Here is a 24,057-nt window from a genome sequence, read left to right as displayed (position 1 = left end):
GCGACATTCGCGGGCTTGGTTGCCGCCTCCTCCTACGCTGGATTCGTGGGCCTTGCCTTTGGTGACATCGATCTCGGAGCCGAGATCATGGCACGGTTACCCTTCGGCAGTGCCGTGTTCGCCGGGGTGGCGCTGGCGCTTGTCGTCGCTGTGCCGATGACCGTGGCGGCCTACTTGTGCGCGACCGGTCACCGGCACGCGCCGCTGTCCGCGATCGTGGCGGGCGCGGCGCTCGTGGGGTGGATCGCCGTGCAGATCGGGGTCGTCCGCTCGTACTCGTGGCTGCAGCCGGTCTCCGCGTTCGCCGGTCTGGTGGTCATGCTCGCCGGGCTGCGGGCGTTTCCACGTGTCGGGGACATAACGAGCTCGAGGAGGTCGTGATGCGGGTGGACGAGTTGCTGAGCAAGGCGCGGGAGGCTGTCTCCGCGCGCCGCGTGTACACCGACCCGGTCGAGAAGAACGGGGTGACGGTGATGTTCGCGGCGGTGGTGATCGTCTACCTGCTCGTCAGGGGCCGGGTCGCGAGGATGCGCGGACACGAACGAGCGGCCCGCAGGCGCCCCGGCTCGTAGCGAGGTGACAGACGCACGCTGGTCCCCGGTGTCGTGCAGTTCATGGCCAGGGTGAGGCAGGACCTGCCCGGGGCAAGCTCGTGGCGGCTGGACTGACGAGCGGATCGTCGCCGCCGTATCTTCATGACCCTGTCGAGCGCGGTCGCAGCTTGCGTCCAGTGGTACGAAGCCCGGCACGGCCACCCGCCGCCGCGCACAGGCACAGCCGTTCGGTCAGGGACGGGTGGCAGGGACATTGGTCCCGGTGGCTGGGGACCAACGTAGGCAGCCTCGCGTCTCCGATCGGGTCGTAGCCTGCTAGCAAGAGGTATCGCCGGTTGCTCCGAGTGGAGGTCCGACATGTACGCAGAATCAGGAGACTGGCTGGTGGTGAGGGGCACCGTGGTGGGTGGCCCGGACGAAGCGGGCATCATCCTCAAGGTCCGTGGAGGCGACGGATCGCCGCCGTTTCTCGTCCGTTGGCTGCGCGACGACCAAGAGTCACTTGTCTTCCCGGGGCCGGATGCGATCGTGCTGACTGCCGGCGAGAAGGCCGCCGCCGACGAGCAACAACGCCGCGGGATCGACCGGGCCCAGGAAGAGATCCTCGGCCACCGCATCGTGCACAGCAGCCACTGAAATGGGGGACACGTAATGGACGCGCTCGACATCATGACCCGCCCGGTGGTGACCGTGTCCGCCGACACCACGATTCTGGACGCGATCGCGCTGCTGCTGCTGCAACGCGGGTTCGCTGCCCTTCCCGTGGTCGACGCCGACGACCGGGTCGTCGGCATTTTCACGGAGGCGGACGCACTGCGCGGCCAGGTGGCCGCCGGTGGACGCGTGTCCGACCAGCGCGTCGCATCGTCGATGACAACGCCTGTCGAGGTGGTCACCGTCGACACCGACATCGTCGAGATCGGTCGCCGGATGCTCGCCGACTCCCTGCGTTGTATCCCCGTAGTGCATGATGGGTTTCTGATCGGCGTCGTCAGCTGGCGCGACCTGCTGCGGCTGCTGGTACGCCGGGACGACGCGATCGCCGCGCAGCTGCGCGCACTGCTGGCCGATTACGACGGCCGTCGTCACCGGTGGTCCATTGAGGTCGTGGGCGGCATCGCCACCATCCGTGGCGAACTCGCCGACGCCGCCGAGCGGAAGCTGCTCACCGCACTGGCCAGGAGTGTGCCTGGTGTGGTCCGGACCGAGCTGGCCGCTGGGCACGTGGGGGTGTGAGATGCGTGGACCCACACGGTCACCCCGTGAGAGGCACGCTGACCGCGCATGAGCACCACGCTGATTTCGGGCGAGAACACGCGGATCCTGGGTACCGCCGCAGCGCACGCCACCGTCCGGGTCCCGATCGTGGCCCCGGAGGACAAGGTCGACGCGGTGCTGGACGCCCTGCGCGGCAGGCGGTTCGACAGCGCGGCCGTAGTCGCCGTCTGCCGTAACGAGCGCCTCGCCGGGCTGGCCACAATGGAGCGGCTGCTGGCGGCGCCCGCCGGAGCCACCGTGGCCCAGGTGATGGACGCCGCGCCCCCCGTGGTCGCCCCTGACACACAGCAGGAGCGGGCCGCCTGGGCTGCCCTGCGGCATGACGAGCCGGGCCTGGCCGTGGTGGACACCGCGGGGCGCTTCCTCGGACTCATTCCCCCGCAGCGGCTGCTGGCGGTGCTGCTGGCAGAGCACGACCAGGATCTCGCCCGGCTCGGTGGCTTCCTCGGCACGGCCTCGGCTGCGCGGCAGGCCAGCACCGAAAGCATCCACCGGAGACTGTGGCACCGGCTGCCCTGGCTTTTCGCCGGGCTGCTCGGCGCGATGCTCTCGGCCGGCGTCGTGGGCGCCTTCGAGCTGGCGCTGGAACGTCAGGTGCTGCTCGCGTTCTTCGTCCCGGCCGTGGTCTACCTGGCCGACGCGGTCGGCACGCAGACCGAGACTCTGGTCGTGCGTGGCCTTTCTGTCGGCGTACCGGTCGGCCGGGTGGTGTTTCGCGAGCTGGTCACTGGCGTGCTGATCGGGCTGCTGTTGGCGAGCATCGCGTTGCCGCTCACGCTGTGGCTGTGGGGCAATGCCGAGGTCGCGGTCGCGGTGGGGCTGGCACTGTTCGCCGCGTGTTCCATCGCCACACTGGTCGCCATGCTGCTGCCCTGGCTGTTCTCCCGATTCGGTATCGACCCCGTGTACGGCTCAGGGCCGCTGGCCACGGTGCTGCAGGACCTGCTGTCCATTCTGATCTACCTGGCCACCGCGAGCGCCATCGTCGGGTGAGTAGCGGGTCACGAGTCGTGAGTGTTGCGCCGGGTTTTAACCCGCTGAACACTCACGACCGCTCGGCGCAGGACGTCGCGCCAGCTGGCGATGCCCAACACGCGTCCCTCGTCAACGACGGGCAGCCAGCGCTGCGACGCGGCGCCCAGGTATGCGCGGGTGGGTTCCTCGTCGGTGACGGGCTTGCGTCCGGGTGGCTGGAATGTGAACGAAGTGCCCGGCAGGAGTTTGTCGCGCTGTCGCACGACCCCGGCCTCGACCTCGTCGCCACGTAAGGTGGCTGCCGCCATGGCCACCGCAATGCCTGCTCGGCGGTACGGCCAGAAGTCTCGCCTCGTCCGCCATGCCCTCGGCGGCGGCGAAAGTCCCCGCGGGCGGGGACCAACGACCGCATCGGCGGTGGGTGTCCGGCTCCTACCTTCGACACAACCGCACTGTGAAGGAGGAAACGATGAGCACTGGGGACTTTTCCGGCGGCCCGATCGTTGTCGGGACCGACGGGTCGGAGTCGGCGACGGACGCCGTGCTCTGGGCAGCCGAGGTCGCTGCGCGCCGGCACCGGCCGCTGCGGATCGTGCACGCGTTCACGGCATTCCAGGCGTTCTACGGTGGAGCGCTGCCGCCCAGTGCGGAGGTCTACGACACGTTAGAGGCCGAAGGGAAGAGCATCCTGGCCGCCGCACAGCATGCGGCCAAGGACGAGGGGGCCGGCGCCGTCGAGACCGCGTTGCTGAACAGCGACGCGGTCCCGGCGCTGGTCGGGGAGTCCCGATCGGCCGGCATGGTGGTGCTGGGTGCCTCGGGCCGTGGTGGTTTCGCGGACATGCTGGCGGGATCCACGGCCGTGGGCGTGACCAGCCACGCCGAGTGCCCCGTCGTCGTCATCCGCCGCCGCGAGGACGGCACGCCCGTGCGGGCGGATGGCCCCGTGGTGGTCGGCGTCGACGGCAGCCCGGTCAGCGAGGAGGCGATAGCCGTCGCGTTCCAGGAGGCGTCGCTGCGCAACGCGCCCTTGGTCGCGGTGAACGCGTGGCTGGACGTGGAGTACTACAGCGCGTTCAACGAGGCCAGAGTGTACTTCGAGGGCGGCCCCCACGAGCAGGATCAGGAGCGGATTCTCGCCGAGCGGCTGGCCGGGTGGCAGCAGACCTATCCGGACGTGGCCGTGGAGCGTGTGGTCGTCCTGGACCGTCCGCGTCACCAGTTGCTGGAGCGTTCGCGCTCGGCGTCGCTGCTGGTTGTCGGCAGCCGGGGCAGGGGCGGCTTCCGGGGGCTGTTGCTCGGCTCGACCAGCCAGGCGCTGATTCAGCACGCGCAGTGCCCGGTGATCGTCGTCCGCCATCAGAAGGAAGGCCATCGGTGATGAAGGCACTGCGTCTGCTGGACTGGAAGTCCGACCCGGTGCTCGTCGACGTGGCGGAGCCGCGTCCGGAGCCAGGTCAGGTGGTCGTGCGCATCGGCGGGGCCGGTGCGTGCCACTCGGACCTGCACCTCATGCACGACTTCGAGTCCGGGCAGTTGCCCTGGGCGCCGCCGTTCACGCTCGGCCACGAGAACGCGGGCTGGGTGCACGCGCTCGGCGAGGGAGTCACTGGGTTGCGGCCCGGCCAGCCCGTCGCGGTGTACGGGCCGTGGGGGTGCGGCACCTGCCAGCGCTGCCTGCAGGGTGTGGACACCTATTGCGAGAACCTCGCCGCAGCCCCAGTGCCCGGTGGCGGCGGTGGCCTTGGACTGGACGGCGGGATGGCCGAGCTGATGCTCGTGCCGCACGCCCGCCATGCCGTACCTCTCCCCGAGGGCATGGATCCGGTCAACGCGGCGCCACTGACCGACGCGGCCCTGACTCCGTATCACGCGGTTCGCCGGGCGTGGCCCAAGCTGCCGCCGGGCTCGACCGCCGTGGTGATCGGCGTGGGCGGGCTGGGCCACCTGGCGGTGCAGATTCTCAAGGCCACCACCGCGGCGAGGGTGATCGCTGTGGACACCCGCGCCGAGGCACTTGCGCTCGCCACTCAGGAGGGCGCTGACCTGGTACTCGCGCCGGGCGAAGAGGCCGCGGCCCAGATCCGTGACTACACCGGCGGACGTGGCGCCGAGGTCGTGCTCGACTGCGTCGGCACCGATTCGACGCTGGCGCTGGGCGCCGCGTCCGCAAGGATCCTCGGTGACCTCACCATCATCGGTCTCGGTGGTGGCACGTTGCCGGTCTCGTTCTTCGCGCTGCCCTACGAACTGTCGGTGCAGACGACCTACTGGGGCAGCCGACCCGAGTTGATCGAGGTCCTCGACCTCGCCGCACGCGGGCTCTTGCGCGCCGTGACGACGATCTTCCCGTTGGCGGAGGCACCCGAGGCCTACCGCAGGCTCGCAGCAGGCGAGCTGACCGGCCGCGCCGTCATCACGCCCTGAGCGACGGAACCGCGGGGAGCGCAGCGGCGCCGCAGCAGGTCGCGGCGCCGCTCGTACTCCTCACTGTGGATCTCCGGCCGCGGCGCCGGAACGGCACCTCGTCGTCGGCAGAGAACGGATACTCGGCATCGGCCAGTTGCGCCAGCTGCGAGTCCACCACAACCGCCGGTTCATGCCTGCATTCAAGTTGACATACCTTTGGGGATAGCGGGACCGTCAGGCTGTCGCTGCCCTCAACGACCGCGCGGCCTGTAGCAACTCCGTGACACCGCCCTCGATGCACCGGGCGATCGGGGTGGCCTCCGGTACGCTGCCGGAGTCGGTGGTGATCCCGAACGTGAGCCGATCGCAGTAGCTGAGGAACGCGATGCCGGTACGCAGCCGCATCGCGATCGGCACGAACGGGACGAGATCGGTGACTCGCCTGCCGAGAAACGTGATCGGGCGGGCCGGGCCGGGGACGTTGGTCGTCACCGTGGTGACCGCGCGCTGGGGGAACTGCCCGGCGAGGCGTACGCTGAGCGCGCGTATCTCCTGCGGCACCAGGCGCGCGAGTGCCGTTATCAGGTCTCCGGCGTCGGACTGGTGGTGCTGCTTGAGTGCGCGTGTTCGCTCGTGTACCGCGAAGAGACGGGCCACCGGATCGGCGAGATCCACCGGAAGCGGCGGCAGTAGCCAGGAGATGCGGTTGCCGACGACGTCTTGGTCGTGGGCGTGCAGGCTCACCGGCACGAGGGCGTGGAGCGGCCGGTTGGGCGCCCGGCCGTCGCGACGCAGCAGCAGCGCCCGGAACGCCCCGGCGATCACGGCCAGGGCGACGTCGTTGACAGTGATTCCGAACGCTGCGCTGATTTCCCGGATGTCCGCAACGGACGCGTGTGCGAGGGCGAACCGCCTGCTCCCGCCAACGGGACCGTTGAGGGGTGAGTCGTCGGCGGTGAGCAGCGCGCGCACCAGGGAACCCGCGCCCGCCGCCAGGCCCGCAACCTGCCCCGCGAACTCGACCGGTGACCGCAGCGCATGCACCAGCGTAGGTAGTGGGCCAGGCCCGGTGGACCTGCCGGCCGTGCGCAACCTGGGCGGCTCGCCGGTGTCCTGGACGGCGCCGAGCAACCTGGTGCCCGCGACGCCGTCCGTGATGCAGTGGTGCACTTTGAACAACAGCGCCCATTGCCGACCGGCGAGACCGTCGATGACCCAGCATTCCCACAGCGGCCGATCGCGGTCGAGCCGCCGCTCCATCAGGTAGGCGATGAGCTCGCCGAGAGCATCGTCGTCGCCGGGAGCGGGTACCCCGATACGGTGCACGTGGTTCGCGACGGCGAAACCGGAGTCGTCGGTCCACACCCGGGCCAGGCCGAGTGACGCGTGCCGGACGCGCTGGCGGGCGCGAGAAACCGGTGCCAGCCGGTCGGCCAATGCGGCGCACACCTCGGCGGACGATGGAACGGGTCCGTCGGCGACGAGGACGGAGGCGATCGCGAGTGACACGTGCGGGTCGGCGTCCTCGATGTCGAGGAACAGCGAGTCCAGCGGGCTGAGCCGGTTCATCGCGGGGCCAGTCGTCCCGTGACCTCGTCGACGGGCCGGCGGGGCGTCGACGGCAGCGGGTCGGCGTTGACCGGTGCCCAGCCGACCCTCAGCACCATCTGCGGCGCGTTATCCTCGGCCACCAGGTCGCGAATCTGCTCGCGGGTGTGTGGGTTCTCGAGTGGCTCGGTGAGCGGGCAGCATGCGAGCCCGAGCGTCGTGGCGGTCAGCAGCGCGGCGCTCGTCGCTTCGCCCGCCCTCAGCCGGGAGAGCCGGTCGTCGGAGGCTGTGCCGAGCACGAGCAGCTCGGCGCCGTCGTCGACGGCGATCGAGCCCGGCGGCTGGGGCAGTCGGGGGTCGGCGAACTCGCGCATCTCGGGAACACCTGCCACGTGTTCGACCGCGGGCGCGTTGCGGGCCGGGACGCCCTCGCTTGAACCGTGGCGGCCGCTCCACTCGGCCAGTTCCAGCCGGTAGGCCGGGTCGTCGGCATGGGTGCGGGCGGCCTCGGTCAGCGCGCGCAGCAGCTGGTCCCGCTCGGCGTCGCGCACGTCCCGCGCGACGGTGCCCTGTTCAGCGGCCACCTCGGCGATGGCCGTGAGATGACCGCCGGGCACCGGCCAGGAGCTGTACCTGCGGCGGTCGGTGCGGCGGTGGGGGATCGCGGCCGCGAGCGAGATCGCGCCCGGGTCGGGATCGTGGCGATGCGGCTCGATCGCGGCCAGGTGCTCGGGCTCCGCAGGGTTGGGCAGCCGGTGCACAACGGTCCGCCAGCCGAGCGCGGCGAAGGCCACACGGGCGTGGTGCAATGCTGCGCCACAGCTGAGCAGCAGGTCCCGACCGTCAGGGTCGGTGTGCGGCAGGCGGCGTGCCGGGTCGGCGTACAGGTGCACGGTGCTGTCGCCGATCCGCCATAACCACGGCTGGGAGTTGTGCACCGACGGTGCCCGCACCGCGAGGGCAAGCGCGGTCGTGATGGTCTCGTGGTCAGGAAGTCTCGCGTTCATGCCTCAACTGTGGGCGGCGTCCCCGAACCCGCGGGAGGGTCGAAGAGCCTCGACAGACAAGGACCTTCGCTGCCGCCGGCGACGGAGGGTCCGATGCCGCAGTAACCCCGCGATGCCCTTGCGGTCGGCCGACATCGGCGTGGACAAAACCCGGAGATGAGGAAGAACGTCCCGAGCACGAAGAGCGCGGACGGACCGAGCAGCCCGACCAGCACGACCTCCACGGCCGGGATGAAGGTGGTCTCGTTGACCTCGTCGTAGGCCCACCGCCGGTGGCCGAGTAGCCCAACAGGGCGTGCCCGGGGCTGACAGGACACAAGCCCGCCCGACGGGGCCTGAGCCAGCTCAGCGGATCTTCGCGACAGTCAGGAGTACAGCGGAATCTTCGAGGGCTTCGACACGGTGCCGGGACTGCGGAATGACGATGAGGTCGCCGTGGCGCCCCTCCCACGAGATGCCCGCCGCGTGCAGGCGCACGCGGCCACGGAGCACGAACAAGGCGGCCTCGCCGGGGTTCTCGTGCTCGGCGAGAGTGTTGCCCGAGGTCAGTGTCAGGATTGACTGGCGCAAGACGTGTTCGTGTCCACCATAGACGGTCTTGGCACTGCGTCCTTGTGGCGAGCCGGTGGCAAGTTTGAGTAGTTCGCGTGCGAGGGCGTCCAGTGAGAACTTGTGCATACCAGCAATGTGGCAGGGGCAGCCTTACGGTCGAATGTCCTCGGTTCCGGGCCGATCTGGATCTGGCCCTGCCAGCCAGTCCGGATCGGTCGCGCGGACGCCGAGGTAGTCGTTGGCCAGGGTCAGCAGCTCACGGGCCCCGAGATGCGGATACCGACCGCCGCGCGGTATGGAGTTGTCCACCGCGGGGCTCAACCGTCGCCATGATGCAGTATTTCGGCGACAGCGCGGCGCGGGCTTTGCGGGACGGGACCGGCGGCGTAGCCGACCCGCATCAGCAGCTGTGGGTAACCTTCCACGCCAAGTCCCTGGGCCAGGCGCGAGCGCACCTCGGGCAGCTGCAGCGGCTGGGTCTGCACGGCCGCGACGAGCCCCGCGTCCACAGCAGCGAGCCAGGTCTGCTGCATGGCTATCCCCGTTCGTACGTGACTCGAGCGGGTGTCGGTCTGGGAGAGGAACAGCAGCACGGTCTCTTCGGCCAGCGTATCCCGGTCGGGTAACTCGGTGCGCTGCCGCACCATGCCCGCCGACGGCTGCCTCGCCCGCGTGGGGAGGCAGCTGCCGGCGATGCCGACCCCGTGCCGGTGTGCGTGTTCCGCCCTGATCGTCCAGAGCGAGAGCTCTCGTTGCAGCCCCTCGTCGTGTTGCTACTTGATTCCGGCGTACTCGAGCTACCCGGCGAGCACCGCGAGATGTTCCGGATCGCGCAGCGGTATCGCCCGTACATCGCCCACCGGTGCCGCCCGCAGCAGCATGTCCAGGCGCGCGGCCGAGACCTGCTGGCGGGTGAACTGGCGCCGGTAGCTGCGGCGGCGTGTGATGGCAGCATGCCAGCGCCGGTCCTCGTCGCTGGGCTGCGCGGTTCCGGTCATGGTGAAGCGTGCGACCAACTCTGGTCGGTGCGTGTCGGGAAGTAACGAGAGGCTGCCGCCGCGGCCGATCATCCTCAGGCCCAGCCGCAAGTTGGCCACGGCCGCGCCGGACGAGATCGCCCGGTCACGACCCGGTGGATCTTGGTAGCGCAGCACCAGATCGGTGCGCTCGAACAGCAGCACGTCACGGTCGCGTATTTCGAGTGACCAGGGCTGGGTGTTGAGCACGGAAGGGGCATGGACGACGGCCCTGGCCCGGGTCTCGGCAGCACCTGCCGACCATGGCTTCGGCCGACATCGACACTTACGGCATACCGCCGGAGGACTCGGCGATACGAGACGCGGCTGCCCGGCCTGACGACCACGCGTAGGGCGCGACGACGTCGCCGTTCGCGTTCGCCGCTGCGGCGCTCGTCACTTCGGCTCGTTGGCCACCTCGATCCCACCGAAGAGAGCCGTCGCGTTCACTTTCAGTACCGGGGCATCCTCGGGCAGCGAGCCGTTGCCTCTCGTCTTGTCGTCGAGGCCCCCGAGGACGGGAAAGCCGCTGACCTCCACTCGCCAGTCCTTGGGGACCAGGACGTCCACACCGCCGAAGAGCGCGAGCGCGTCGACGCTGGCCTCCTTGTCGATGTGGGCAGCGCGGAGGTCGAGTGTCGCGCCGCCGAACACCGCGGAGACGTCAGCGTGCCGCAGGTGCTCAGAACGATCCACCGTCTTCGCGCCGCCGAACAACGCCACCGACTCTCCGCGCGCCGGACGCCCGCCACCCCGCCGCCTGAACAGCCCCGCGAGCACCACCGAACCGGACACGAAGAGTAGGGCGGGCCAGAACAGGTCCTCATCCGTCCAGTCCAGCGTTCCGGCGAGCAGCACCACGCCGGTCACCGTGATCACGATCGGGACGATCGAGATCCGCCGCTGTGACCACATCGCGGACAGCCCGAGGCCGATGACGGCCAGCGGCCACCACCTGCCGATGGTCGAACCGACCTCCAGCACCCCTGCCGCGTCCAGGATTCCGAACACACCGAGGGTGAGCAGCACCAGCCCCAGCCACAACCGAACGACCTTCATCACAACCTCCTTGCCTGCGCTCAGCGTCACATGACCGACCATGGCGCCGAAGTGCCGATACGCCCTTCGAGCAAGGACGTTCGGCACCGATGTGCCAAGACCGGGTGGCGGCACGGTCAGCAGGGGCTTGCCCAGCAGACCGACGCCGACGCCGAGCAGGTACCCGATGCCGGTGGCCAGCCCGCTGATCACCCCCCGCAGCAGCCACGGGCGGGGAAGGAGTTTTCCGTGGAGACAGACGGGGCGGTGTGGCTCCACGGCGGCGGCAGCGGTGGTTCGGTGACGCCGGCTTCCCGCAGCGAGCCGACGCCGTGCCGGGCCGAGCCCGTGCCTGGTCAGGGCTGGAGGTACCGCGTTGGCAGGGCACGTCGGCCTCAGCGCCGGGCCGTGGTCCTCTGGCCGCCCGGCGGTTGCGTCGGGAGGCTTCGGGCATGAACGGTAACGTCGACGCGAGACGGCTGTGGTCGGGTGCAGCCGCGACGGCTTGTGTCACTGCGCTGGTCGCGGTGGTCGGAATCCTTGTCGCGCGCGGCATCGCGCATGTCGCGGTGCTCGCGCCGAAAGGGCGAGGGCGTGTGGGTGGGCGGCGACACGCTGACCTACGCGCTGGGTGCGGCCGGGGTCGCGCTGGCCGCGACCGCCCTGCTGCACGTGCTGCTGCTGACCGCGCCGAGGCCGCGGCTGTTCTTCGGCTGGATCATGGCGCTGGTCACCGCGATCGGGATCGTGCTGCCGCTGAGTCTGCCCTATGACATCGGCACCCGGCTCGCCACCGGGTTGATCAACCTGGCGATCGGCTTCGCCATCATTGTGACGCTGGAGGGTGTGGCCAGGGCTGCGCGGCGGGAGGACGGACTCGACGAGTATCCGCCCTACGAGAGCGAGTCGCTGAGACGGGTACGGCCGCGGGCGCTCACGCGGTACCCTGCGGGGTATCGATGGAGGAGTGTGAGGCTTGGACATCAGCGAGGACGTCATCTCCGACGTGGTGAAGCGGCTGCGGCGGGCGCAGGGTCAGGTGGGCGGCGTGCTCCAGATGATCGAGGACGGCCGCGACTGCAAGGACGTCGTCACGCAGCTGGCGGCGGTCTCCCGGGCGCTCGATCGCGCCGGGTTCAAGATCATCGCGAGCGGGCTGACAGAATGCGTGCGGAACGCGGAGTCCGGCTCCCCGCAGGCCGAGGCCGACCGTGCCGAGCTGGAGCGGCTGTTCCTGTCACTGGCCTGACGGCATTGTGAACGGGGTCCTCAGCGGCGCAGGCTGTCCCGGCGCCGTTGGTACTCCTCCTCGTCGATCTCGCCGTGGGCGAAGCGCTCGTCGAGGATGCGCAGCGCGCTGTTGTTGTCGCCGACCCTGTCGCCGCCTCCCCGTGCCGGTGGCGTGAATCGGCGCAGCAGGAGCACGACCACGGCGATCAGTCCGCCCCACAGCACTACCATCGAGATGAGCCCGAGCAGGCCCATCAGCCAGCCGTTACCCCAATCGCCATGGTCCCAGTACGGCATGGCGCACCTCCCGGTCGTGATCGGCGAAAGCCGCTGACGGTGTCACTGTCCCTCTCGGTAGCGCCGCCCCGGCAGGGCCACAATGCCCGCCTCTGTGGGACTTTCGCTGCTGCCGACGAGCGGTGACCCGGCTACAGTCGGATACACCGGGGGGTATTTGAACAGTCGCGAATCTCTGGGTACAGTGACAAGCATGGTACCCCCCGGGGTATATAACTTCAGGTAACACTAGCGAGAGTCGAGGGACACCATGCCTATCGAGGTGGAGGTCGTGGAGACGTCTTCGCTGGGCGACCGCAGCTACCTCGCCCATGACGGGCGGGTCGCCGTGGTCGTGGACCCGCAGCGGGACATCGACCGGATCCTGTCGATGGCAGGCAGGCTCGGGGTGCGCATCACGCACGTCGTGGAGACGCACCTGCACAACGACTACGTGTCCGGAGGCCTGGCGCTGGCGAAGGTGACCGGCGCGATGTATCTCGTGGCCGCGGCCGAAGAGGTCGCCTTCGAGCGCCTCCCGGTGACGGACGGCGACCAGGTCACGGTGTCGGAGCATATGAGGATCGGCGTGTTGGCCACGCCGGGGCACACGTTCCACCACGCGGCGTACGTGCTGTCGGGGCCGGACGGCCCGCTCGGCGTGTTCACGGGCGGCTCGCTGCTGTTCGGCACCACGGGCCGCACGGACCTGCTCGGCCAGGAGCACGCGCACACCTTGGCACACCACCAGCACTCCTCGGCGCGCCGGCTGGCGAACCTTCTGCCGGACGGCGTGCAGGTTTGGCCGACGCACGGCTTCGGCAGCTTCTGCTCGGCGGCCCAGTCCGACGCGCCCGCCTCCACGATCGGCAGGGAGCGGCAGGCCAACCCCGCGCTGCGGCTGGAGGCGGACGACTTCGTCACCCGGACCCTGGCCGGACTGGATGTCTACCCGGCGTACTACGCGCACATGGGTGTGGCGAACGCGGCGGGCGCGGACGCGATCGACCTGACGCCCGCGAGGCGCGCCGATCCGGTCGAGCTGCGGTCTCGGATCGACGCGGGGGAGTGGGTCGTGGATCTGCGCTCCCGCAAGGCCTTCGCCCACCGCCATCTGGCAGGCACGCTGAGCTTCGGTCTCGACGGGCCGATGTCGACGTGGCTGGGCTGGCTCGCCCCGTGGGGCGAGCCGATCACCCTTCTCGCCGAAACACCGGAGCAGGTCGCGGGCGCACAGCGGGAGCTGGCGCGGATCGGGATCGACCGGCCAGCCGCCGCGGCCACCGGCACACCCGAGCAGTGGGCCGACGAGCGGTCCCGGCTGGCGGTGCTGGCCACGGCCACCTTCGCGGAACTCGCGGCAGTGCGGGCGGGGCGGCGGCCCCACGGGCTGCCCGACGCCGACGTGGTGCTCGATGTGCGGCTCGCCAACGAGTGGCGCACGGGACACCTGGACGGCGCGGTGCACATTCCGTTGCCGGAGCTGCCGGCCCGGTCGGCCGACGTGCCCGACGGAGTGGTGTGGGTGCACTGCCAGTCCGGCTACCGCGCCGCCGTCGCGGCCAGCCTGCTCGCCCGCGCGGGCAGGCGAGTGGTCCACCTGGACGACGACTACAACAACCTCGCGGCCACCCGCCTGACCATCGCCTCGGGGCAGGACACCCCATGAGCACCCCGGCCGGCCGCGACGACCGGACGTGACCGCGATGCTCGTGCTCACGCTCGCCGCCGCGGTGGTCGTCGGACTCGCGCTGAGCGTGCTCGGCGGCGGTGGGTCGATCCTGACCGTGCCTATCCTGATCTATCTCGCCGGGCTGGGCGCCAAGCACGCCATCGCCCTGTCCCTGTTCGTCGTCGGTGTCACCAGCGCCATCGGCGCGGTCTCGCACGCTCGCGCGGGCCGGGTGCGCTGGCGCACCGGGCTCGTGTTCGGCGCGGCGGGCATGGCCGGGGCGTACGGCGGTGGCAGGCTCGCCGCGTTCGTCCCGGACAGCTGGCTGCTGGCCGGCTTCGGGCTTATGATGATCGGCACCGCCGTGGCGATGATCCGCGGACGGTCCGGTGGCCGGGGCGAGCCGCACGGTGAGCTTCCCGTGCTCGTGGTCGTCGTCGAGGGTGTCGTCGTCGGGGCCGTCACCGGGCTTGTCGGCGCCGGTGGCGGGTTTCTCGTCGTGCCCGCGCTGGCCCTGCTCGGCGGCCTGCCCATGGCCGTGGCCGTCGGCACCTCGCTCGTCGTCATCGCGATGAAGTCGTTCGCGGCACTCGCCGGATACCTCGCGAGCGTCGAGATCGACTGGCCGCTCGCGATGGCGGTCACCGCCGCGGCCGTCGCCGGTGGCCTGCTCGGTGGCCGCCTGGCAGGCCGTATTCCGGAAAGCGTGCTGCGCCAGGGCTTCGGCTGGTTCGTCATCGTGATGGGCGGCTTCGTCCTCGGGCAACAGGCGCCGGCCGCCGTCTGGCACACCGTCGCCACCGAGCCCGTCGTGTGGATCGCTCTCGCCGTGCTCGCCGCCGTTTCGGCCGGAGCCTGGCTCGCCTACCGCAGGCGGCATCACCGCAGTTCTGTCCCCGGTTGATTCGGAAAGGAAACGACACATGTGCCAGCGAGCCGTCTGCTCCCGGTGCGGGAAGCCCACCTACCGCGGCTGCGGCCGCCACGTCGAGCAGGTGCTCGGCGACGTCCCGCCGTCCCGGCGCTGCTCCTGCGAGCAGGACACGCCGCGGCAGCAACGGAGGCGGTGGCGACTGTTCGGCCGCTGGTCTGCGTGAGCCGTGCATCTGGTCCCCTGCCAGCTTCATGCCCGCTTCGGCGAGGATGGGGCCGGAGCATCGAAGAGCCGCCGGATGCACGTACCGGTGACGAGAATCGGACCGACCTGCGGCGGGCGAAGCGGTCGCTCGGGCATGGGTGTGATTATCGATCCGCCAGACGGCGACTGCTGCGGCGTCTCCACACGCCGCAGCCCCCGCCCTCCAGCGCCCCGACCGGCTGGGACCTTCTGCACTGTGCGGCGCACTCGGCTGCGGCCAGCCTGGGATCGGACACAGAGGAAGTTGTCCGCGGCGGCGACGTCCTTGGCCAACCTTCTACGCGCGCTCCGCTGGCTGCCCATCCGCAAGGCCGGAACTTGGCCGAGGCTACCCAGGACGTCGGACATGTCTGGCGTGGCGGGTCGCGTCAGGAGCCGAAGGTCTCTCCGTGACCTGGCCGATGGGCTCTCGTCGCTTACGCGTCGTGGTCGCTAGCGTTGGCCGGGTGAAGCAACTCCTGTCTCGAGAGATGTTGCTGCTCGCTGCGGTCACCGTGCTGCTCGCGGGCGGTGGCATCGCATGGCCTTTCGACGAGACGGCGGCGCGGCTCACGTGGGCGGGTGCGACCGCGTTGACGTTGCTTCCGGCCGTCTGGTGGGTCGCCGTCGACTTGCGCAGGCGCCGTTACGGGGCCGACTCGCTCTCCGTGCTGGCGCTCGTCAGCACCCTGGTGTTCGGCGAGTTCCTGGCGGGCGGCGTTGTCGCGCTCATGGTGGCCACCGGGCGCCTGCTCGAAGCGGCGGCCGGGCGACGGGCGCGGCGGGATGTCTCCGCCCTGCTGGACCGGGCGCCGAGGCTGGTGCACGTGCGCCGGGACAGCCGGGTCGACACCATCGAGGCGGATTCCGTCCGCACTGGCGACCGGGTCGTGGTGCTGCCCGGGGAGATCGTCCCGGTGGACGGCGTGTGCATTGGGGACGGTCTGTTCGACGAGTCGGCGCTGACCGGAGAGTCAGCATTGGTGGGGCGCGCGGCGGGAGACCCGGTACGCAGCGGGGTCGTGAACGCGGGCGCGGCGGTGGACCTGCGGGCATCGGCGACGGTGGCCGGCAGCACGTACGCCGGGGTGGTGCGGCTTGCAGAGGAGGCAGCCGCTGCCACCGCCCCGGTCGCGCGGATCGCCGACCGCGTGGCGGTGTGGTTCCTGCCGCTGGCGCTCGGTATCGCCGTGACCGCATGGGCGGTCAGCGGCGAGCCGGTGCGCGCGGTCGCCGTGCTGGTCACCGCCACGCCGTGCCCGTTGCTGCTGGCCGTGCCGATCGCGGTCACCGGCGGGATGTCGCGGATGTCCCGGTCTGGGCTGGTCGCTAAGGGCGGTGCGGCGCTTGAGTTGTTGGGCCAGGCCAAGTCGGTGGTCATGGACAAGACCGGCACGGTTACCTGGGGCAGGCCCGAGGTGACCGACGTCGTGTGCGCGGCCGGATTGACGCCGGAACACGTACTGCGGCTCGCGTCCGGGGTCGAGCAGTTCTCGCCCCATGTCCTGGCGGGCGCGGTGGTCAGGGCTGCGCGGCGGGCAGGTGTGTGTTCCGCGGCCGCCGAAGGCGTCACCGAAGAGCCAGGACGGGGCGCGGCCGGGCTGGTCGAAGGCCGGGCGGTCCGGGTGGGGCGCCTGCCCGAGGGCACCCACCTGCCCGGCTGGGCGAGGACCGCGGCACGCAGGGGCAGGCTGGACCTCGCGACCGTGGTGTGGGTCGAGATCGACGGCTCGCCGGCGGCCGCTCTGCTGGTCCGGGACCGCATCCGCGCCGATGCGGCGCGCACGATGCGGCGGCTACGGGCGGCCGGGCTCGAACGCATACTGCTGCTCACGGGCGACCGCGTGGACAACGCCGAGGACGTCGCGCGGATGCTCGCGCTCGACGAGGTCCAGGCCGGCGCGAGCCCGGCTGAGAAGATCGCGCGCGTGCGAGCGGAGCGGGAGCGCAGCATGACGGTCATGGTCGGTGACGGGGTCAACGACGCCCCCGCGCTGGCCGCGGCCGACGTCGGAATCGCGCTCGGCTCGCGCGGCTCGACGGCCGCCGTGCAAGCCGCGGATGCCGTCATCGTCGACGACCGCATCGACCGGCTCGCCGACGCCATGGAGATCGCGCGGCGAACGCGCCGGATCGCACTGCAGAGCGCGGGAGCCGGCACGGCGCTGTCGGTGCTCGCGATGCTCGCCGCAGCCGCCGGCTGGCTGCTCCCCGTCGCGGGCGCGATCCTCCAGGAGGGTATCGACGTCGCGGTGATCGGCAACGCCCTCCGCGCGCTGCAGGCCCCGATCCGTCGTCGGCATGACGAGGCCGATGAGCTGCTGCGCCGGTTCGCCGACGAGCACGAGCCGCTCGCGCCGGCGCGCGCCGCGGTGCGGCAGGCCGCCGACGCGCTGGCCGCAGGGGCGGGACCGGATGCGGACGCCGCGGTGCGCCGGGCGTGCCGGCTGCTTACCGAACAGCTGCTGCCACACGAGCGGGCCGAGGAGACCGAGCTGTATCCGGCGCTGGCCGGCGTGCTCGGGAGTCCGGAAGGGACGGTCACGATGAGCCGTGCGCACGCGGAGATCGACCGGCTCGCACACCGGCTCGAACGGCATCTGGCCGAGGCACCGGAGGCGATCCAGCCGGATCAGATCGACGACCTGCGCGCGACCCTGTACGGTATCGACGCGATCCTCACGCTGCATTTCGCTCAGGAGGAGGAAGCGTTCTTCACGCTCGCCGCCGGGCGCCCAGGACCGGGTCCGGGTTCCCCTGCAGGCAGGGGAACCCGGTCGTCATGACGACCGCACACACGGTGAACTCGCCGACACCTCCATCAAGCGCGGCACGCGGAGCGGGACGAGGCCCTCACGGGCGATGACCAGGAGGCGGCAGGCAGGTCCCCGGAAACCCGCCTGGTGGGCCGTTCCTTGGCCGGCGAGCAACATATGGTCGTTCGCGCGGTGCCGCGCAGGGCTGGCCAAACCCCTGTGCTGGTGGTCAGCGGACACGTTCCCAGCCGCGTGGTGGCCGGCGGGTGCCGAGTTGGGTATCGCGGCTGCGGTAGACGATGTAGGGCCGAGTGAGGTAGCCCAGGGGCATCGAGAAGACGTGCACGAGGCGGCTGAACGGCCAGAACGCGAACAAGGCGAAGGCGGCGAGCGCGTGCAGCTGGAATCCGAGCGTGGCGCTCGCCATCAGATGCGGTTCTGGCTGGAGAGTGAGGATAGACCGGAACCACGGCGGGAACCAAGAGCTGACATAGGGCACGCCGATCGCGAAGGCGGTGCCACCGAGACCGAGGAAGAAACCGCCGACGAGCAGCGCGGCGAGCGAGTTCTGCCCGGCTAGCCCGAGGAACAGCACCGGCACGATCGTGGCCGCCGAGACGAGCGGGAACATCAGGCGGCCACCGAAGCGATCGGTGAGCGCGCCTACCGGAACCCGCCCGAGCGAACCGACACGATCGGAACGGCGACAACCAATGCCTGCTCGAACGAGCTGAGCGCCAGCTCCTGCTGGAGCCCCGGAGCGAGCGGGCTCAGCAGCGCCCACGCCCAGAAGTTCAGTGCGAAGCCCAAGGTGGCAAGGCCCAACATCAGCCAGGCTTTGCCACCGCGCCCGGACTCCGGCCGATCGGCCCTTTCGGTCACTTCGCTCGTCCCATTCCGCGTGGTACGGCCCGTGGCTTGTCAAGTGTGGCACCGTCCGTCCGCGACAGCCGCGCATCGCACCGGCGGGCAGAGGCCGTCAACTCGTCTTGGCCGCCGTCAAGAGGACAGCCGAGTCCTCCAGTGCCTCGAGGCTGTGCCGAGACGGAGGGGCGGCGATAAGGTCGCCGTGAATCCCCGTCCCACGACACGTCGCCGGCGTGCAGCCCGACGCAGCCCCTGAGCACGAACAAGGTCGCCTCACCCGGGTTCTCGTGCTCAGCGAGGCGGCTTCCGGCCGTGAGCGTGACGACGGTCTGCCGGAGTACGTGCTCGTGTCCGCCGTACACAGTGTCCGCGGCACGTCCGCCAGGTGTGGCCGCGGCTCGCACGAGCAGCTCGCGGGCGAGAGCGTCGAGGGAGAACTTCCGCATTTCGGCCTCGCGCTATGCCGTGTCGACATCGCGGCCGGCCCGTTCGGGGCGGACCACGACGACCGGGCAGGCGGCGTGCTGAACGCAGTGCTGGCTGATCGAGCCCAGCAGCATACCCGCCACCGTGCCATGTCCCCGGCTGCCGACGACCAGCAGCTCGGCGTCGTGGCTCGCGTCAACGAGAACGTTCCCGGCGTGCCCACGATGCGCCTCCCGAGTGACGACCACATCGGGATCGGAGCCCGCCACCTTCGCGACAGTGGCTTCGAGCGTGTGCTTCGCGGCGCCTTCCCAGTCGAAGTCGGTGTAGCTGATGGGATAGCCGAAGGTCATGGGGAACTCCCATGCCGTGATCGCCCGTACCCGGGCGCCACTAACCTTGGCCTGCTGCACTGCCCAATGCAGCGCATCGGCGCTACCCGCGGAGCCGTCCACTCCCACGACAATCACCCGGTTCGGGCGTTCCTCGCTCATACTGGTCTCCTCCTTGTGTTACCCCGATAGTGCCGACGTGGTTGTGTACGACCACAGTGACCTTCGGCCCGATCTCCGAGGACCTCGTGCCATCACTCCGTCCGGCGAAGGCCGCCTGCACAGTCGAGCGGGAATGCCTTGCGATGCGTGCGGCGGGAACGTAGTGGAGGTCGATGGCCAGCAGGGCAACTGCGGTGCCGACACCGAGTCGGCGTGCGCTGCGCGTGTCCGGGCCGTCACCCGCGTAACGCCTATCGTCAGCGCGGGCTGACCAGCGGCCACCGGCCGCCTGCGATGGTGAATTGGCCTTCTGCTCGTGCCACGGAGTGAGCGCCAGCGGTTAGTGTCGGCGTCTTCGTAAGCCATCACCAAGGTGTTCCCGCAAGAACACACTTCACGTGTCAACGGCGCTCCGAACTAAATTTAGGAAGCTGTCGCGAATGCGGTGCTAGAAGGTGATGACCTTGTCGGCCTGTTCGGTCCAGTCGGCCAGCTCGTCCAGAGCGGAGCGGCGGGTGCCCTTCGTCAGCATGTCCTCGGTGATGCCACGTGCGTCCATGCAGGTACCGCAGCAGGCGATGTCGGCGCCGTGGCGGGCGCAGGCGCGAGAATGCGATCGAGGTGGTAGTAGCCGTCGGGGAGTTTCTGGCCGGCCATCGCTGCGGCGACCGCGTCGCCCACCAGGAGCACCCGCACGTCGTTGTTGCCACGTTTGGTCAGCGCGGCGGCTAGGCGCAGCCCGTTGTAGGTGCGTTCCGTGCCATACGGCGTGTCGTTGAGAATGAACAGGGTGCCGCTCACGGCCGCCCTCCTTCTTCGCTGCGGGCGGTCTGGGTGGCTATTGGGTGTCGGGTTCGTGCATCTGGAGCAGGCGTCCGTGCCAGTCGTGGTGCCAGACGGAGCCTGTGGCACAGTGCACCGACAGCATGCCAACCACCTGGTCACCCCGGAGGGTGTGCAGGGTGTAGTAGCCGGGGAACGCGTCGGCCGCGTCGGCGTGTTCGCCGAGCCGGTGGCCTTGCAGCCACTGGTCGGCGATGCGTTTTGCCTGGTCGGGATCGAGGGTGCAGGTGCCGCGGGCGGCGGGGTGCATGCCGTAGGCGATGTTCCACATCATCGCCGGCCCCCATTCCAGGCCGACTGTGCCGGTGTCGGGGTCGATGAGCACCTCGGTCGCGCTGTTACCAGCGGGATCGCGCAGTTCGGCGTAGAAGCCGTTGTCGAACTGCATCACCTCACCCACGCGCAGTCCCCACCGTTGGGCAAAGCGCCCGGCGGCGGTCTGGGCGTCGGCCAGGCTGCTCACCGGCCCGTCCCCGGCCGGGCCCATCATGCTGCCGGCTGGCCACCCGCCGGTGCTGGTGGCGGACGCGGCCCACAGGATCGTGGCGACCAGGGCCGTGGTCGCGGCGACGAGCGCGGTCAGCGGCAGCCACCGGTGGCGAAGCCAGATCATGGCGACCCCGGTTCCCGCCCGGCCAGGCGGGCGCGGGCCTGGGTATAGGTGTCGGTATCGATCTCGCCGGAGGCGAACCGGCGATCCAAGGTCTCCTGCGGCGTTTCCCGATCCCGCGGGCCGGGTGCGCTGTGGTCGCGGTGGGCGAGTCGGACCGCGGCCCAGACGATCACGGCGATCAGCGCGATCCACAGCAGCGGCATCACTGCCATCCAGAACCAGCCAGCCCCATATCCGTACATCACCGGTATCACCCCTGCCTGGGAATGTGGTCGTGCCTTCCACGGTGGCCGGTGACACCGATAGCGGGTCAGGGGCGTTGGTCCCCTTCCCGCGGGCCGTCCGGCACCACCGCGCGGCTGAACCAGTCCCCTACCGGCGCGGCTCGGTGGCGCGATACAGCCAGCGCAGATGCTCGGTGTCGCCGAGCAGGTCCAGGCTTCGCCACAGCACGCTGGTGGGACCGCCTGGGAGGGGTGGCAGGCGACACCGGCCCGTTGCCGGGTGCGGTCGACGGTCACGACGAAGTCGATGGCGGAAGCGGGATGGCTGGAGAACGAGGTGCCGTGTTCGGTGTTGAGTGTGTCGGCGATGTCGGCCGGGAGCGTCCAGCCCAGGACGGGCAGGCCGCGGCCGGTGGCGGCGGTCGCGTGTTGGTGGTCAGGGTGCCCGGTCACGCCGGACGGGTCGAACGCCACCAGATCCTGCGCGGCGACGCGGCGGAGGCGGCGGTGACGCGGGCGGCCAGATCGGCTACCGGGATCTGGTCGAGGTGCCCATCGGGGTAGTCGAGCAGTTCGACGTCGCCGATGCCGAGGGCGTCGGCGGCGGTCAACTCGGCGGCGCACGCCGTGCAAGGTGAAGGCTTCCCCGTGGGTGAAGCACAGCACCGACACACTGCTGCCGTGTGCGGTGAACGCGGCCAGGATCGCGCCGAGGCCGAAGGCCTCGTCGTCAGGGTGCGCGATCACAGCGAGCACCGATCGCCAGCCGGGCAGTCGGCCGATCATGCTGGTAATCCACATGGCCGGTGAGGATCTGCAGTGCGCCGTACCGGGACGCGAACCGGCCGGTGGCTTCGGCGATCGGGCCGAGGAGCGGCAGCAGCGGCAGGCGTTCGGGGGTATGTCACCCAGCTGGCACACGATTCCGTCATTCCGCTGGCGACGATAGGGTCGGGGTGGAGGTGACGTGACCGAGATAGCGCGTGAGTGAGAGGCCGGGTTTGAGCGGGCATTGGCGAACCGTCCGATGAGTGTGTACCGGATGTGGTCGGTCGATGACCTGACACTTCTCCTCACCGACAAGGTTCGCGATGATCCGGCGTCCTACGACATCGTCGCTGTTCAACTTGGCGATCTTCCAGGGGACTGGCGTCCGGACTCTTCGAAGGGGAGGAAGTCGACTGGGCTCCTGCCGTCCGGTCGTTGACCGGCGTGGCTGTGGAGTTCCCAGGCTTGTCGCCTCGGCTGCCGTGCTGGTTCGGGTTGACGACGATACGTACGCGTTGACTTTCAGGCACGGATGGCGATATCTGCGGGAGAGCAAGATTGACCGGACTTCGGGCTGCGCGTTGTTGCGGTACGCGCGCTCGACCCGGACGAGATGGGCCTTCGTCTGCGCGAGCACGCCGAATTGGTTCGCGAGTTGGTTGGGGGTTGCCCGGAAGGACTGCGCTCTCGAGCTCACCTATGTCCGGCAACGCGGCGGCCGCAAGAACTTCCGTCTCACCCTCCAGCGCAGAGACGGTCTGCGTGTGCCGTTGAGTGTGCACGCGGAGGACCTCACCACGGGCCTCCGCGAACTGTCTCGCTTGAGCCCGGGAGTTGCCGGTCGATCCGCGTCTGGAGTCGCTGCAACGGGTGCGCAGGCTGCCGCGCAGTGACGGAATGACCGACGTGCTTGACGCGACGGTCGCCGACCTCCTCGCGGACCCCGATCCCGCGAAGGGGGAGGCTGGCGTCGCATACCCGGCGCGCTACTACGAAGGACTGGATGTCGGCTCATACGTCGGGCAGGTGGGCCACGCGACGATCGACACAGACGATCTGACGATCGACGACCTGCGCCAAGGCTTGCTCGCCCGTCCGCGTGAAGAGTACCTCCGAACGCTGCGCACGAGCCGGATTCAAGGCGTCGACGATGTCGGTGACGCCCTCGGTGACGACACCTCCGCACTGCATTGGATAGCTGCGGAGGTCGTGGACCCGCGGTATCGATACGTCCTGCTCGATGGTGAATGGTACGAATTGGGGGACGAGTATCGGCGCCATGTTGGCCGCGTCGTTGCCGAGGCCTTCGCCAGCCGGCCAACGTGGCGCCTTCCCGCCTGGCGGGACGCCCCGGCCGACGACACAGGCAGGATCACCGAAGCCGCGTACAACGAGTTCGTGGCAGACCGGGACGAGTCATTCCTCTGTTTGGACCGCAAACTCGTCCGAACCGAGGCACATCCGAAAGAGTTCGAAGTATGTGATCTGCTCGGCCCGGACAACGAACTCGTCCATGTCAAGAAAGGTGACAGCAGAAAGGGCTCATCGGTGTTGAGCCGTCTGTTCGCGCAAGGGCTGGTGGCGATCGAGAGCCTGCTCGATAAGCAGGCCTGGAACGATTTCCACGATCTGTCGAACAGCAAGGTCCGCAGCGCGAACGCGTTCGATGTCCGGCCTCAGACGTTGGTGTACGCGATACATCGCGCAGACAAGCCATTGACACCAGAGACACTGTTCACCTTTGCCGGGTCCGCGCTCGTGTGCGCCTGGGTCGCGCTCACCACCTACGACATCCCGCTGAAGATCGCAGTCATTCCGTGAGGCCCCGCTCGCCGGAGTGACAAGCGGTTCGTCGCACGACGAACGCTCGACGGGCGGCGGCCCGCGCGAATGAGCGACGCGAAGGATTGGCTTACACGAAACCGCAAGGACCACGTTCCCTGCCGATGAGGACCTTCGCCCCTCCAACAGTCGAAAGGCCAGAGGACACCATGCATGGTTATCGACTGCAGGGCGGGAGGACACGATGGTTGCCACGACGGACACTCCAGAGCTCGCCGCGCGGACGGCCGATCAGCTGGCCGCTGTGGTGGCCGCGGCCCTGCGGCCGGATACCGCGCCGCTGGACCGGAACCCCCGCCGCCGCGCGGTCGGGGTGGCGGTCGAACGCCTCGGCGGAGCACTCCTCGGCCTGATCCGCGAACTCGAACCCGAGCAACGGTATGTCTCGGCGGACAACGCGATCGCCAGAGCCGCACATCTGGCCGCACACATCAGCCTGTCGGATCGGCCGAACCGCGAGCCGATCGCTGTTGCCGACCCGGCGGAAGACACGTCAAAGATCGAGTTCGTGCGTTGAGGGTGGTCGAAGGATCGCGTCGGGGTCAAGCTTGG

General features: G+C 69.9%; 28 protein-coding genes and 3 pseudogenes. 15 read left to right on the top strand and 16 right to left on the bottom strand.

All coding sequences use genetic code 11. The annotated features are described in order from the left end of the window. Nucleotides 1-45 precede the first annotated feature (45 nt). From JAP66_RS22340 to JAP66_RS22320, 5 genes are all read left to right on the top strand, one after another. Nucleotides 46-381 carry a hypothetical protein gene (locus tag JAP66_RS22340; protein WP_235999261.1) on the top strand — a complete coding sequence of 112 codons (336 nt, stop codon included), beginning with the start codon at nucleotides 46-48 and terminating at the stop codon, nucleotides 379-381. Then, nucleotides 381-572 carry a hypothetical protein gene (locus JAP66_RS22335; RefSeq protein ID WP_199433766.1) on the top strand — a complete coding sequence of 64 codons (192 nt, stop codon included), beginning with the start codon at nucleotides 381-383 and terminating at the stop codon, nucleotides 570-572. The genes JAP66_RS22340 and JAP66_RS22335 overlap by 1 nt, the downstream gene beginning before the upstream one ends. Nucleotides 573-911: 339 nt before the next feature. Further along, entirely contained in the window at nucleotides 912-1,190 is a 279-nt protein-coding gene (locus tag JAP66_RS22330; protein WP_199433765.1) for a DUF1918 domain-containing protein, read from the top strand. Nucleotides 1,191-1,205: 15 nt separating this feature from the next. After that, nucleotides 1,206-1,790, top strand: a complete 585-nt coding sequence (locus tag JAP66_RS22325; RefSeq protein ID WP_199433764.1) for a CBS domain-containing protein — start codon at nucleotides 1,206-1,208, stop codon at nucleotides 1,788-1,790. Between the two features lie 48 nt (nucleotides 1,791-1,838). After that, nucleotides 1,839-2,825, top strand: a complete 987-nt coding sequence (locus tag JAP66_RS22320) for a magnesium transporter (protein ID WP_199433763.1) — start codon at nucleotides 1,839-1,841, stop codon at nucleotides 2,823-2,825. Between the two features lie 8 nt (nucleotides 2,826-2,833). Here JAP66_RS22320 and JAP66_RS22315 read toward each other — a convergent pair whose 3' ends face one another. Further along, nucleotides 2,834-3,121, bottom strand: coding sequence for a hypothetical protein (locus JAP66_RS22315; RefSeq protein ID WP_210770501.1), 288 nt, complete (start codon nucleotides 3,119-3,121; stop codon nucleotides 2,834-2,836). Between the two features lie 155 nt (nucleotides 3,122-3,276). On the opposite strand from JAP66_RS22315, the gene JAP66_RS22310 reads away from it, so the two are divergent. Both JAP66_RS22310 and JAP66_RS22305 read left to right on the top strand, forming a co-directional pair. Then, complete coding sequence (locus tag JAP66_RS22310; RefSeq protein ID WP_199433761.1) at nucleotides 3,277-4,188, top strand: universal stress protein; 912 nt, start codon at nucleotides 3,277-3,279, stop codon at nucleotides 4,186-4,188. Further along, nucleotides 4,188-5,234 carry an NAD(P)-dependent alcohol dehydrogenase gene (locus JAP66_RS22305; RefSeq protein ID WP_199433760.1) on the top strand — a complete coding sequence of 349 codons (1,047 nt, stop codon included), beginning with the start codon at nucleotides 4,188-4,190 and terminating at the stop codon, nucleotides 5,232-5,234. The genes JAP66_RS22310 and JAP66_RS22305 overlap by 1 nt, the downstream gene beginning before the upstream one ends. Nucleotides 5,235-5,450: 216 nt before the next feature. Here JAP66_RS22305 and JAP66_RS22300 read toward each other — a convergent pair whose 3' ends face one another. The 6 genes from JAP66_RS22300 to JAP66_RS22280 all read right to left on the bottom strand — a co-directional run bounded on the left by JAP66_RS22300 (nucleotide 5,451) and on the right by JAP66_RS22280 (nucleotide 10,590). After that, nucleotides 5,451-6,785, bottom strand: a complete 1,335-nt coding sequence (locus JAP66_RS22300) for a wax ester/triacylglycerol synthase family O-acyltransferase (RefSeq protein ID WP_199433759.1) — start codon at nucleotides 6,783-6,785, stop codon at nucleotides 5,451-5,453. Next, nucleotides 6,782-7,771, bottom strand: coding sequence for an Acg family FMN-binding oxidoreductase (locus JAP66_RS22295; protein WP_199433758.1), 990 nt, complete (start codon nucleotides 7,769-7,771; stop codon nucleotides 6,782-6,784). The genes JAP66_RS22300 and JAP66_RS22295 overlap by 4 nt, the downstream gene beginning before the upstream one ends. 345 nt (nucleotides 7,772-8,116) lie before the next feature. Then, nucleotides 8,117-8,449 (bottom strand): cupin domain-containing protein, encoded by a 333-nt coding sequence (locus tag JAP66_RS22290; RefSeq protein ID WP_199433757.1) that lies wholly within the window; start codon nucleotides 8,447-8,449, stop codon nucleotides 8,117-8,119. A 191-nt stretch (nucleotides 8,450-8,640) separates the two neighbouring features. Next, nucleotides 8,641-8,970, bottom strand: coding sequence for a nitroreductase family protein (locus JAP66_RS32330; protein WP_235999259.1), 330 nt, complete (start codon nucleotides 8,968-8,970; stop codon nucleotides 8,641-8,643). Between the two features lie 150 nt (nucleotides 8,971-9,120). Next, nucleotides 9,121-9,549 carry a hypothetical protein gene (locus JAP66_RS32325; RefSeq protein WP_235999258.1) on the bottom strand — a complete coding sequence of 143 codons (429 nt, stop codon included), beginning with the start codon at nucleotides 9,547-9,549 and terminating at the stop codon, nucleotides 9,121-9,123. Between the two features lie 186 nt (nucleotides 9,550-9,735). Continuing rightward, entirely contained in the window at nucleotides 9,736-10,590 is an 855-nt protein-coding gene (locus JAP66_RS22280; protein WP_372449001.1) for a LiaF transmembrane domain-containing protein, read from the bottom strand. A gap of 459 nt (nucleotides 10,591-11,049) precedes the next feature. Between JAP66_RS22280 and JAP66_RS33010 the strand changes: the two are divergent. Both JAP66_RS33010 and JAP66_RS22275 read left to right on the top strand, forming a co-directional pair. Further along, nucleotides 11,050-11,172: pseudogene (locus JAP66_RS33010) on the top strand (DUF6069 family protein); the annotation flags it as partial. A 181-nt stretch (nucleotides 11,173-11,353) separates the two neighbouring features. Continuing rightward, on the top strand, nucleotides 11,354-11,626 hold the full coding sequence (locus JAP66_RS22275; RefSeq protein WP_199433756.1) for a metal-sensitive transcriptional regulator: 273 nt from the start codon (nucleotides 11,354-11,356) through the stop codon (nucleotides 11,624-11,626). Nucleotides 11,627-11,646: 20 nt separating this feature from the next. Here JAP66_RS22275 and JAP66_RS22270 read toward each other — a convergent pair whose 3' ends face one another. Next, a complete protein-coding gene (locus JAP66_RS22270; protein ID WP_199433755.1) occupies nucleotides 11,647-11,904 on the bottom strand; it encodes an SHOCT domain-containing protein in 258 nt (85 codons plus the stop codon). 250 nt (nucleotides 11,905-12,154) lie between these two features. On the opposite strand from JAP66_RS22270, the gene JAP66_RS22265 reads away from it, so the two are divergent. From JAP66_RS22265 to JAP66_RS22250, 4 genes are all read left to right on the top strand, one after another. Then, nucleotides 12,155-13,552: an MBL fold metallo-hydrolase gene (locus tag JAP66_RS22265; RefSeq protein WP_199433754.1), complete on the top strand. Its 1,398-nt coding sequence runs from the start codon at nucleotides 12,155-12,157 to the stop codon at nucleotides 13,550-13,552. Nucleotides 13,553-13,589: 37 nt separating this feature from the next. Next, the gene (locus JAP66_RS22260) at nucleotides 13,590-14,459 is read left to right on the top strand and encodes a sulfite exporter TauE/SafE family protein (protein ID WP_199433824.1); all 870 of its coding nucleotides are present in this window, start codon (nucleotides 13,590-13,592) and stop codon (nucleotides 14,457-14,459) included. A gap of 19 nt (nucleotides 14,460-14,478) precedes the next feature. Next, nucleotides 14,479-14,652: a DUF8730 family Cys-rich protein gene (locus tag JAP66_RS22255; RefSeq protein WP_199433753.1), complete on the top strand. Its 174-nt coding sequence runs from the start codon at nucleotides 14,479-14,481 to the stop codon at nucleotides 14,650-14,652. 511 nt (nucleotides 14,653-15,163) lie between these two features. Further along, complete coding sequence (locus tag JAP66_RS22250) at nucleotides 15,164-17,458, top strand: heavy metal translocating P-type ATPase (protein ID WP_235999295.1); 2,295 nt, start codon at nucleotides 15,164-15,166, stop codon at nucleotides 17,456-17,458. Nucleotides 17,459-17,657: 199 nt separating this feature from the next. On the opposite strand, the pseudogene JAP66_RS33280 reads toward JAP66_RS22250, so the two are convergent. The 8 genes and pseudogenes from JAP66_RS33280 to JAP66_RS33275 form a co-directional block, all read right to left on the bottom strand. After that, nucleotides 17,658-18,256 (bottom strand): annotated as a pseudogene (locus JAP66_RS33280) (MFS transporter). A 497-nt stretch (nucleotides 18,257-18,753) separates the two neighbouring features. After that, nucleotides 18,754-19,215 (bottom strand): universal stress protein, encoded by a 462-nt coding sequence (locus JAP66_RS22235; RefSeq protein WP_199433752.1) that lies wholly within the window; start codon nucleotides 19,213-19,215, stop codon nucleotides 18,754-18,756. Nucleotides 19,216-19,663: 448 nt separating this feature from the next. Next, nucleotides 19,664-19,774, bottom strand: a complete 111-nt coding sequence (locus JAP66_RS32750; protein WP_210770500.1) for a DsrE family protein — start codon at nucleotides 19,772-19,774, stop codon at nucleotides 19,664-19,666. Further along, nucleotides 19,741-20,016: a DsrE family protein gene (locus JAP66_RS32310; RefSeq protein WP_199433751.1), complete on the bottom strand. Its 276-nt coding sequence runs from the start codon at nucleotides 20,014-20,016 to the stop codon at nucleotides 19,741-19,743. Before JAP66_RS32310 ends, JAP66_RS32750 begins: the two co-directional genes overlap by 34 nt. Before the next feature lie 37 nt (nucleotides 20,017-20,053). Continuing rightward, nucleotides 20,054-20,671 carry a hypothetical protein gene (locus JAP66_RS22220; protein WP_199433750.1) on the bottom strand — a complete coding sequence of 206 codons (618 nt, stop codon included), beginning with the start codon at nucleotides 20,669-20,671 and terminating at the stop codon, nucleotides 20,054-20,056. Next, nucleotides 20,668-20,883, bottom strand: a complete 216-nt coding sequence (locus JAP66_RS32305; RefSeq protein WP_235999255.1) for an SHOCT domain-containing protein — start codon at nucleotides 20,881-20,883, stop codon at nucleotides 20,668-20,670. The genes JAP66_RS22220 and JAP66_RS32305 overlap by 4 nt, the downstream gene beginning before the upstream one ends. Before the next feature lie 461 nt (nucleotides 20,884-21,344). Next, entirely contained in the window at nucleotides 21,345-21,506 is a 162-nt protein-coding gene (locus JAP66_RS32300) for a hypothetical protein (protein ID WP_235999253.1), read from the bottom strand. Nucleotides 21,507-21,567: 61 nt separating this feature from the next. Continuing rightward, nucleotides 21,568-21,681: pseudogene (locus JAP66_RS33275) on the bottom strand (hypothetical protein); the annotation flags it as partial. Nucleotides 21,682-22,497: 816 nt separating this feature from the next. Here JAP66_RS33275 and JAP66_RS22210 point away from each other — a divergent pair. Both JAP66_RS22210 and JAP66_RS22205 read left to right on the top strand, forming a co-directional pair. Continuing rightward, entirely contained in the window at nucleotides 22,498-23,484 is a 987-nt protein-coding gene (locus JAP66_RS22210) for a DUF6119 family protein (protein ID WP_199433748.1), read from the top strand. A gap of 265 nt (nucleotides 23,485-23,749) precedes the next feature. After that, on the top strand, nucleotides 23,750-24,022 hold the full coding sequence (locus tag JAP66_RS22205; protein ID WP_235999249.1) for a hypothetical protein: 273 nt from the start codon (nucleotides 23,750-23,752) through the stop codon (nucleotides 24,020-24,022). The last annotated feature ends 35 nt before the right edge of the window (nucleotides 24,023-24,057 follow it).

The sequence above is a fragment of the Qaidamihabitans albus genome, from assembly GCF_016464705.1.
Taxonomy (GTDB): Bacteria; Actinomycetota; Actinomycetes; order Mycobacteriales; family Pseudonocardiaceae; genus Qaidamihabitans; species Qaidamihabitans albus.
The sequence above is the reverse complement of the archived record's forward strand: the minus strand, read 5'-3'. Positions and strand labels throughout refer to the sequence as shown.

Bases quoted from the DNA above. Each gene is read 5' to 3' on its own strand.
- JAP66_RS22310 (WP_199433761.1), top strand. From the start codon at position 3,277: ATGAGCACTGGGGACTTTTCCGGCGGCCCGATCGTTGTCGGGACCGAC.
- JAP66_RS32305 (WP_235999255.1), bottom strand. From the start codon at position 20,883: ATGGCAGTGATGCCGCTGCTGTGGATCGCGCTGATCGCCGTGATCGTC.
- JAP66_RS22320 (WP_199433763.1), top strand. From the start codon at position 1,839: ATGAGCACCACGCTGATTTCGGGCGAGAACACGCGGATCCTGGGTACC.
- JAP66_RS32750 (WP_210770500.1), bottom strand. From the start codon at position 19,774: ATGGACGCACGTGGCATCACCGAGGACATGCTGACGAAGGGCACCCGC.
- JAP66_RS22235 (WP_199433752.1), bottom strand. From the start codon at position 19,215: ATGAGCGAGGAACGCCCGAACCGGGTGATTGTCGTGGGAGTGGACGGC.
- JAP66_RS22300 (WP_199433759.1), bottom strand. From the start codon at position 6,785: ATGAACCGGCTCAGCCCGCTGGACTCGCTGTTCCTCGACATCGAGGAC.
- JAP66_RS22335 (WP_199433766.1), top strand. From the start codon at position 381: ATGCGGGTGGACGAGTTGCTGAGCAAGGCGCGGGAGGCTGTCTCCGCG.
- JAP66_RS22295 (WP_199433758.1), bottom strand. From the start codon at position 7,771: ATGAACGCGAGACTTCCTGACCACGAGACCATCACGACCGCGCTTGCC.
- JAP66_RS22255 (WP_199433753.1), top strand. From the start codon at position 14,479: ATGTGCCAGCGAGCCGTCTGCTCCCGGTGCGGGAAGCCCACCTACCGC.
- JAP66_RS22290 (WP_199433757.1), bottom strand. From the start codon at position 8,449: ATGCACAAGTTCTCACTGGACGCCCTCGCACGCGAACTACTCAAACTT.
- JAP66_RS22330 (WP_199433765.1), top strand. From the start codon at position 912: ATGTACGCAGAATCAGGAGACTGGCTGGTGGTGAGGGGCACCGTGGTG.
- JAP66_RS22305 (WP_199433760.1), top strand. From the start codon at position 4,188: ATGAAGGCACTGCGTCTGCTGGACTGGAAGTCCGACCCGGTGCTCGTC.
- JAP66_RS32330 (WP_235999259.1), bottom strand. From the start codon at position 8,970: ATGGTGCGGCAGCGCACCGAGTTACCCGACCGGGATACGCTGGCCGAA.
- JAP66_RS22270 (WP_199433755.1), bottom strand. From the start codon at position 11,904: ATGCCGTACTGGGACCATGGCGATTGGGGTAACGGCTGGCTGATGGGC.
- JAP66_RS22260 (WP_199433824.1), top strand. From the start codon at position 13,590: ATGCTCGTGCTCACGCTCGCCGCCGCGGTGGTCGTCGGACTCGCGCTG.
- JAP66_RS22250 (WP_235999295.1), top strand. From the start codon at position 15,164: ATGTTGCTGCTCGCTGCGGTCACCGTGCTGCTCGCGGGCGGTGGCATC.
- JAP66_RS22220 (WP_199433750.1), bottom strand. From the start codon at position 20,671: ATGATCTGGCTTCGCCACCGGTGGCTGCCGCTGACCGCGCTCGTCGCC.
- JAP66_RS22265 (WP_199433754.1), top strand. From the start codon at position 12,155: ATGCCTATCGAGGTGGAGGTCGTGGAGACGTCTTCGCTGGGCGACCGC.
- JAP66_RS22325 (WP_199433764.1), top strand. From the start codon at position 1,206: ATGGACGCGCTCGACATCATGACCCGCCCGGTGGTGACCGTGTCCGCC.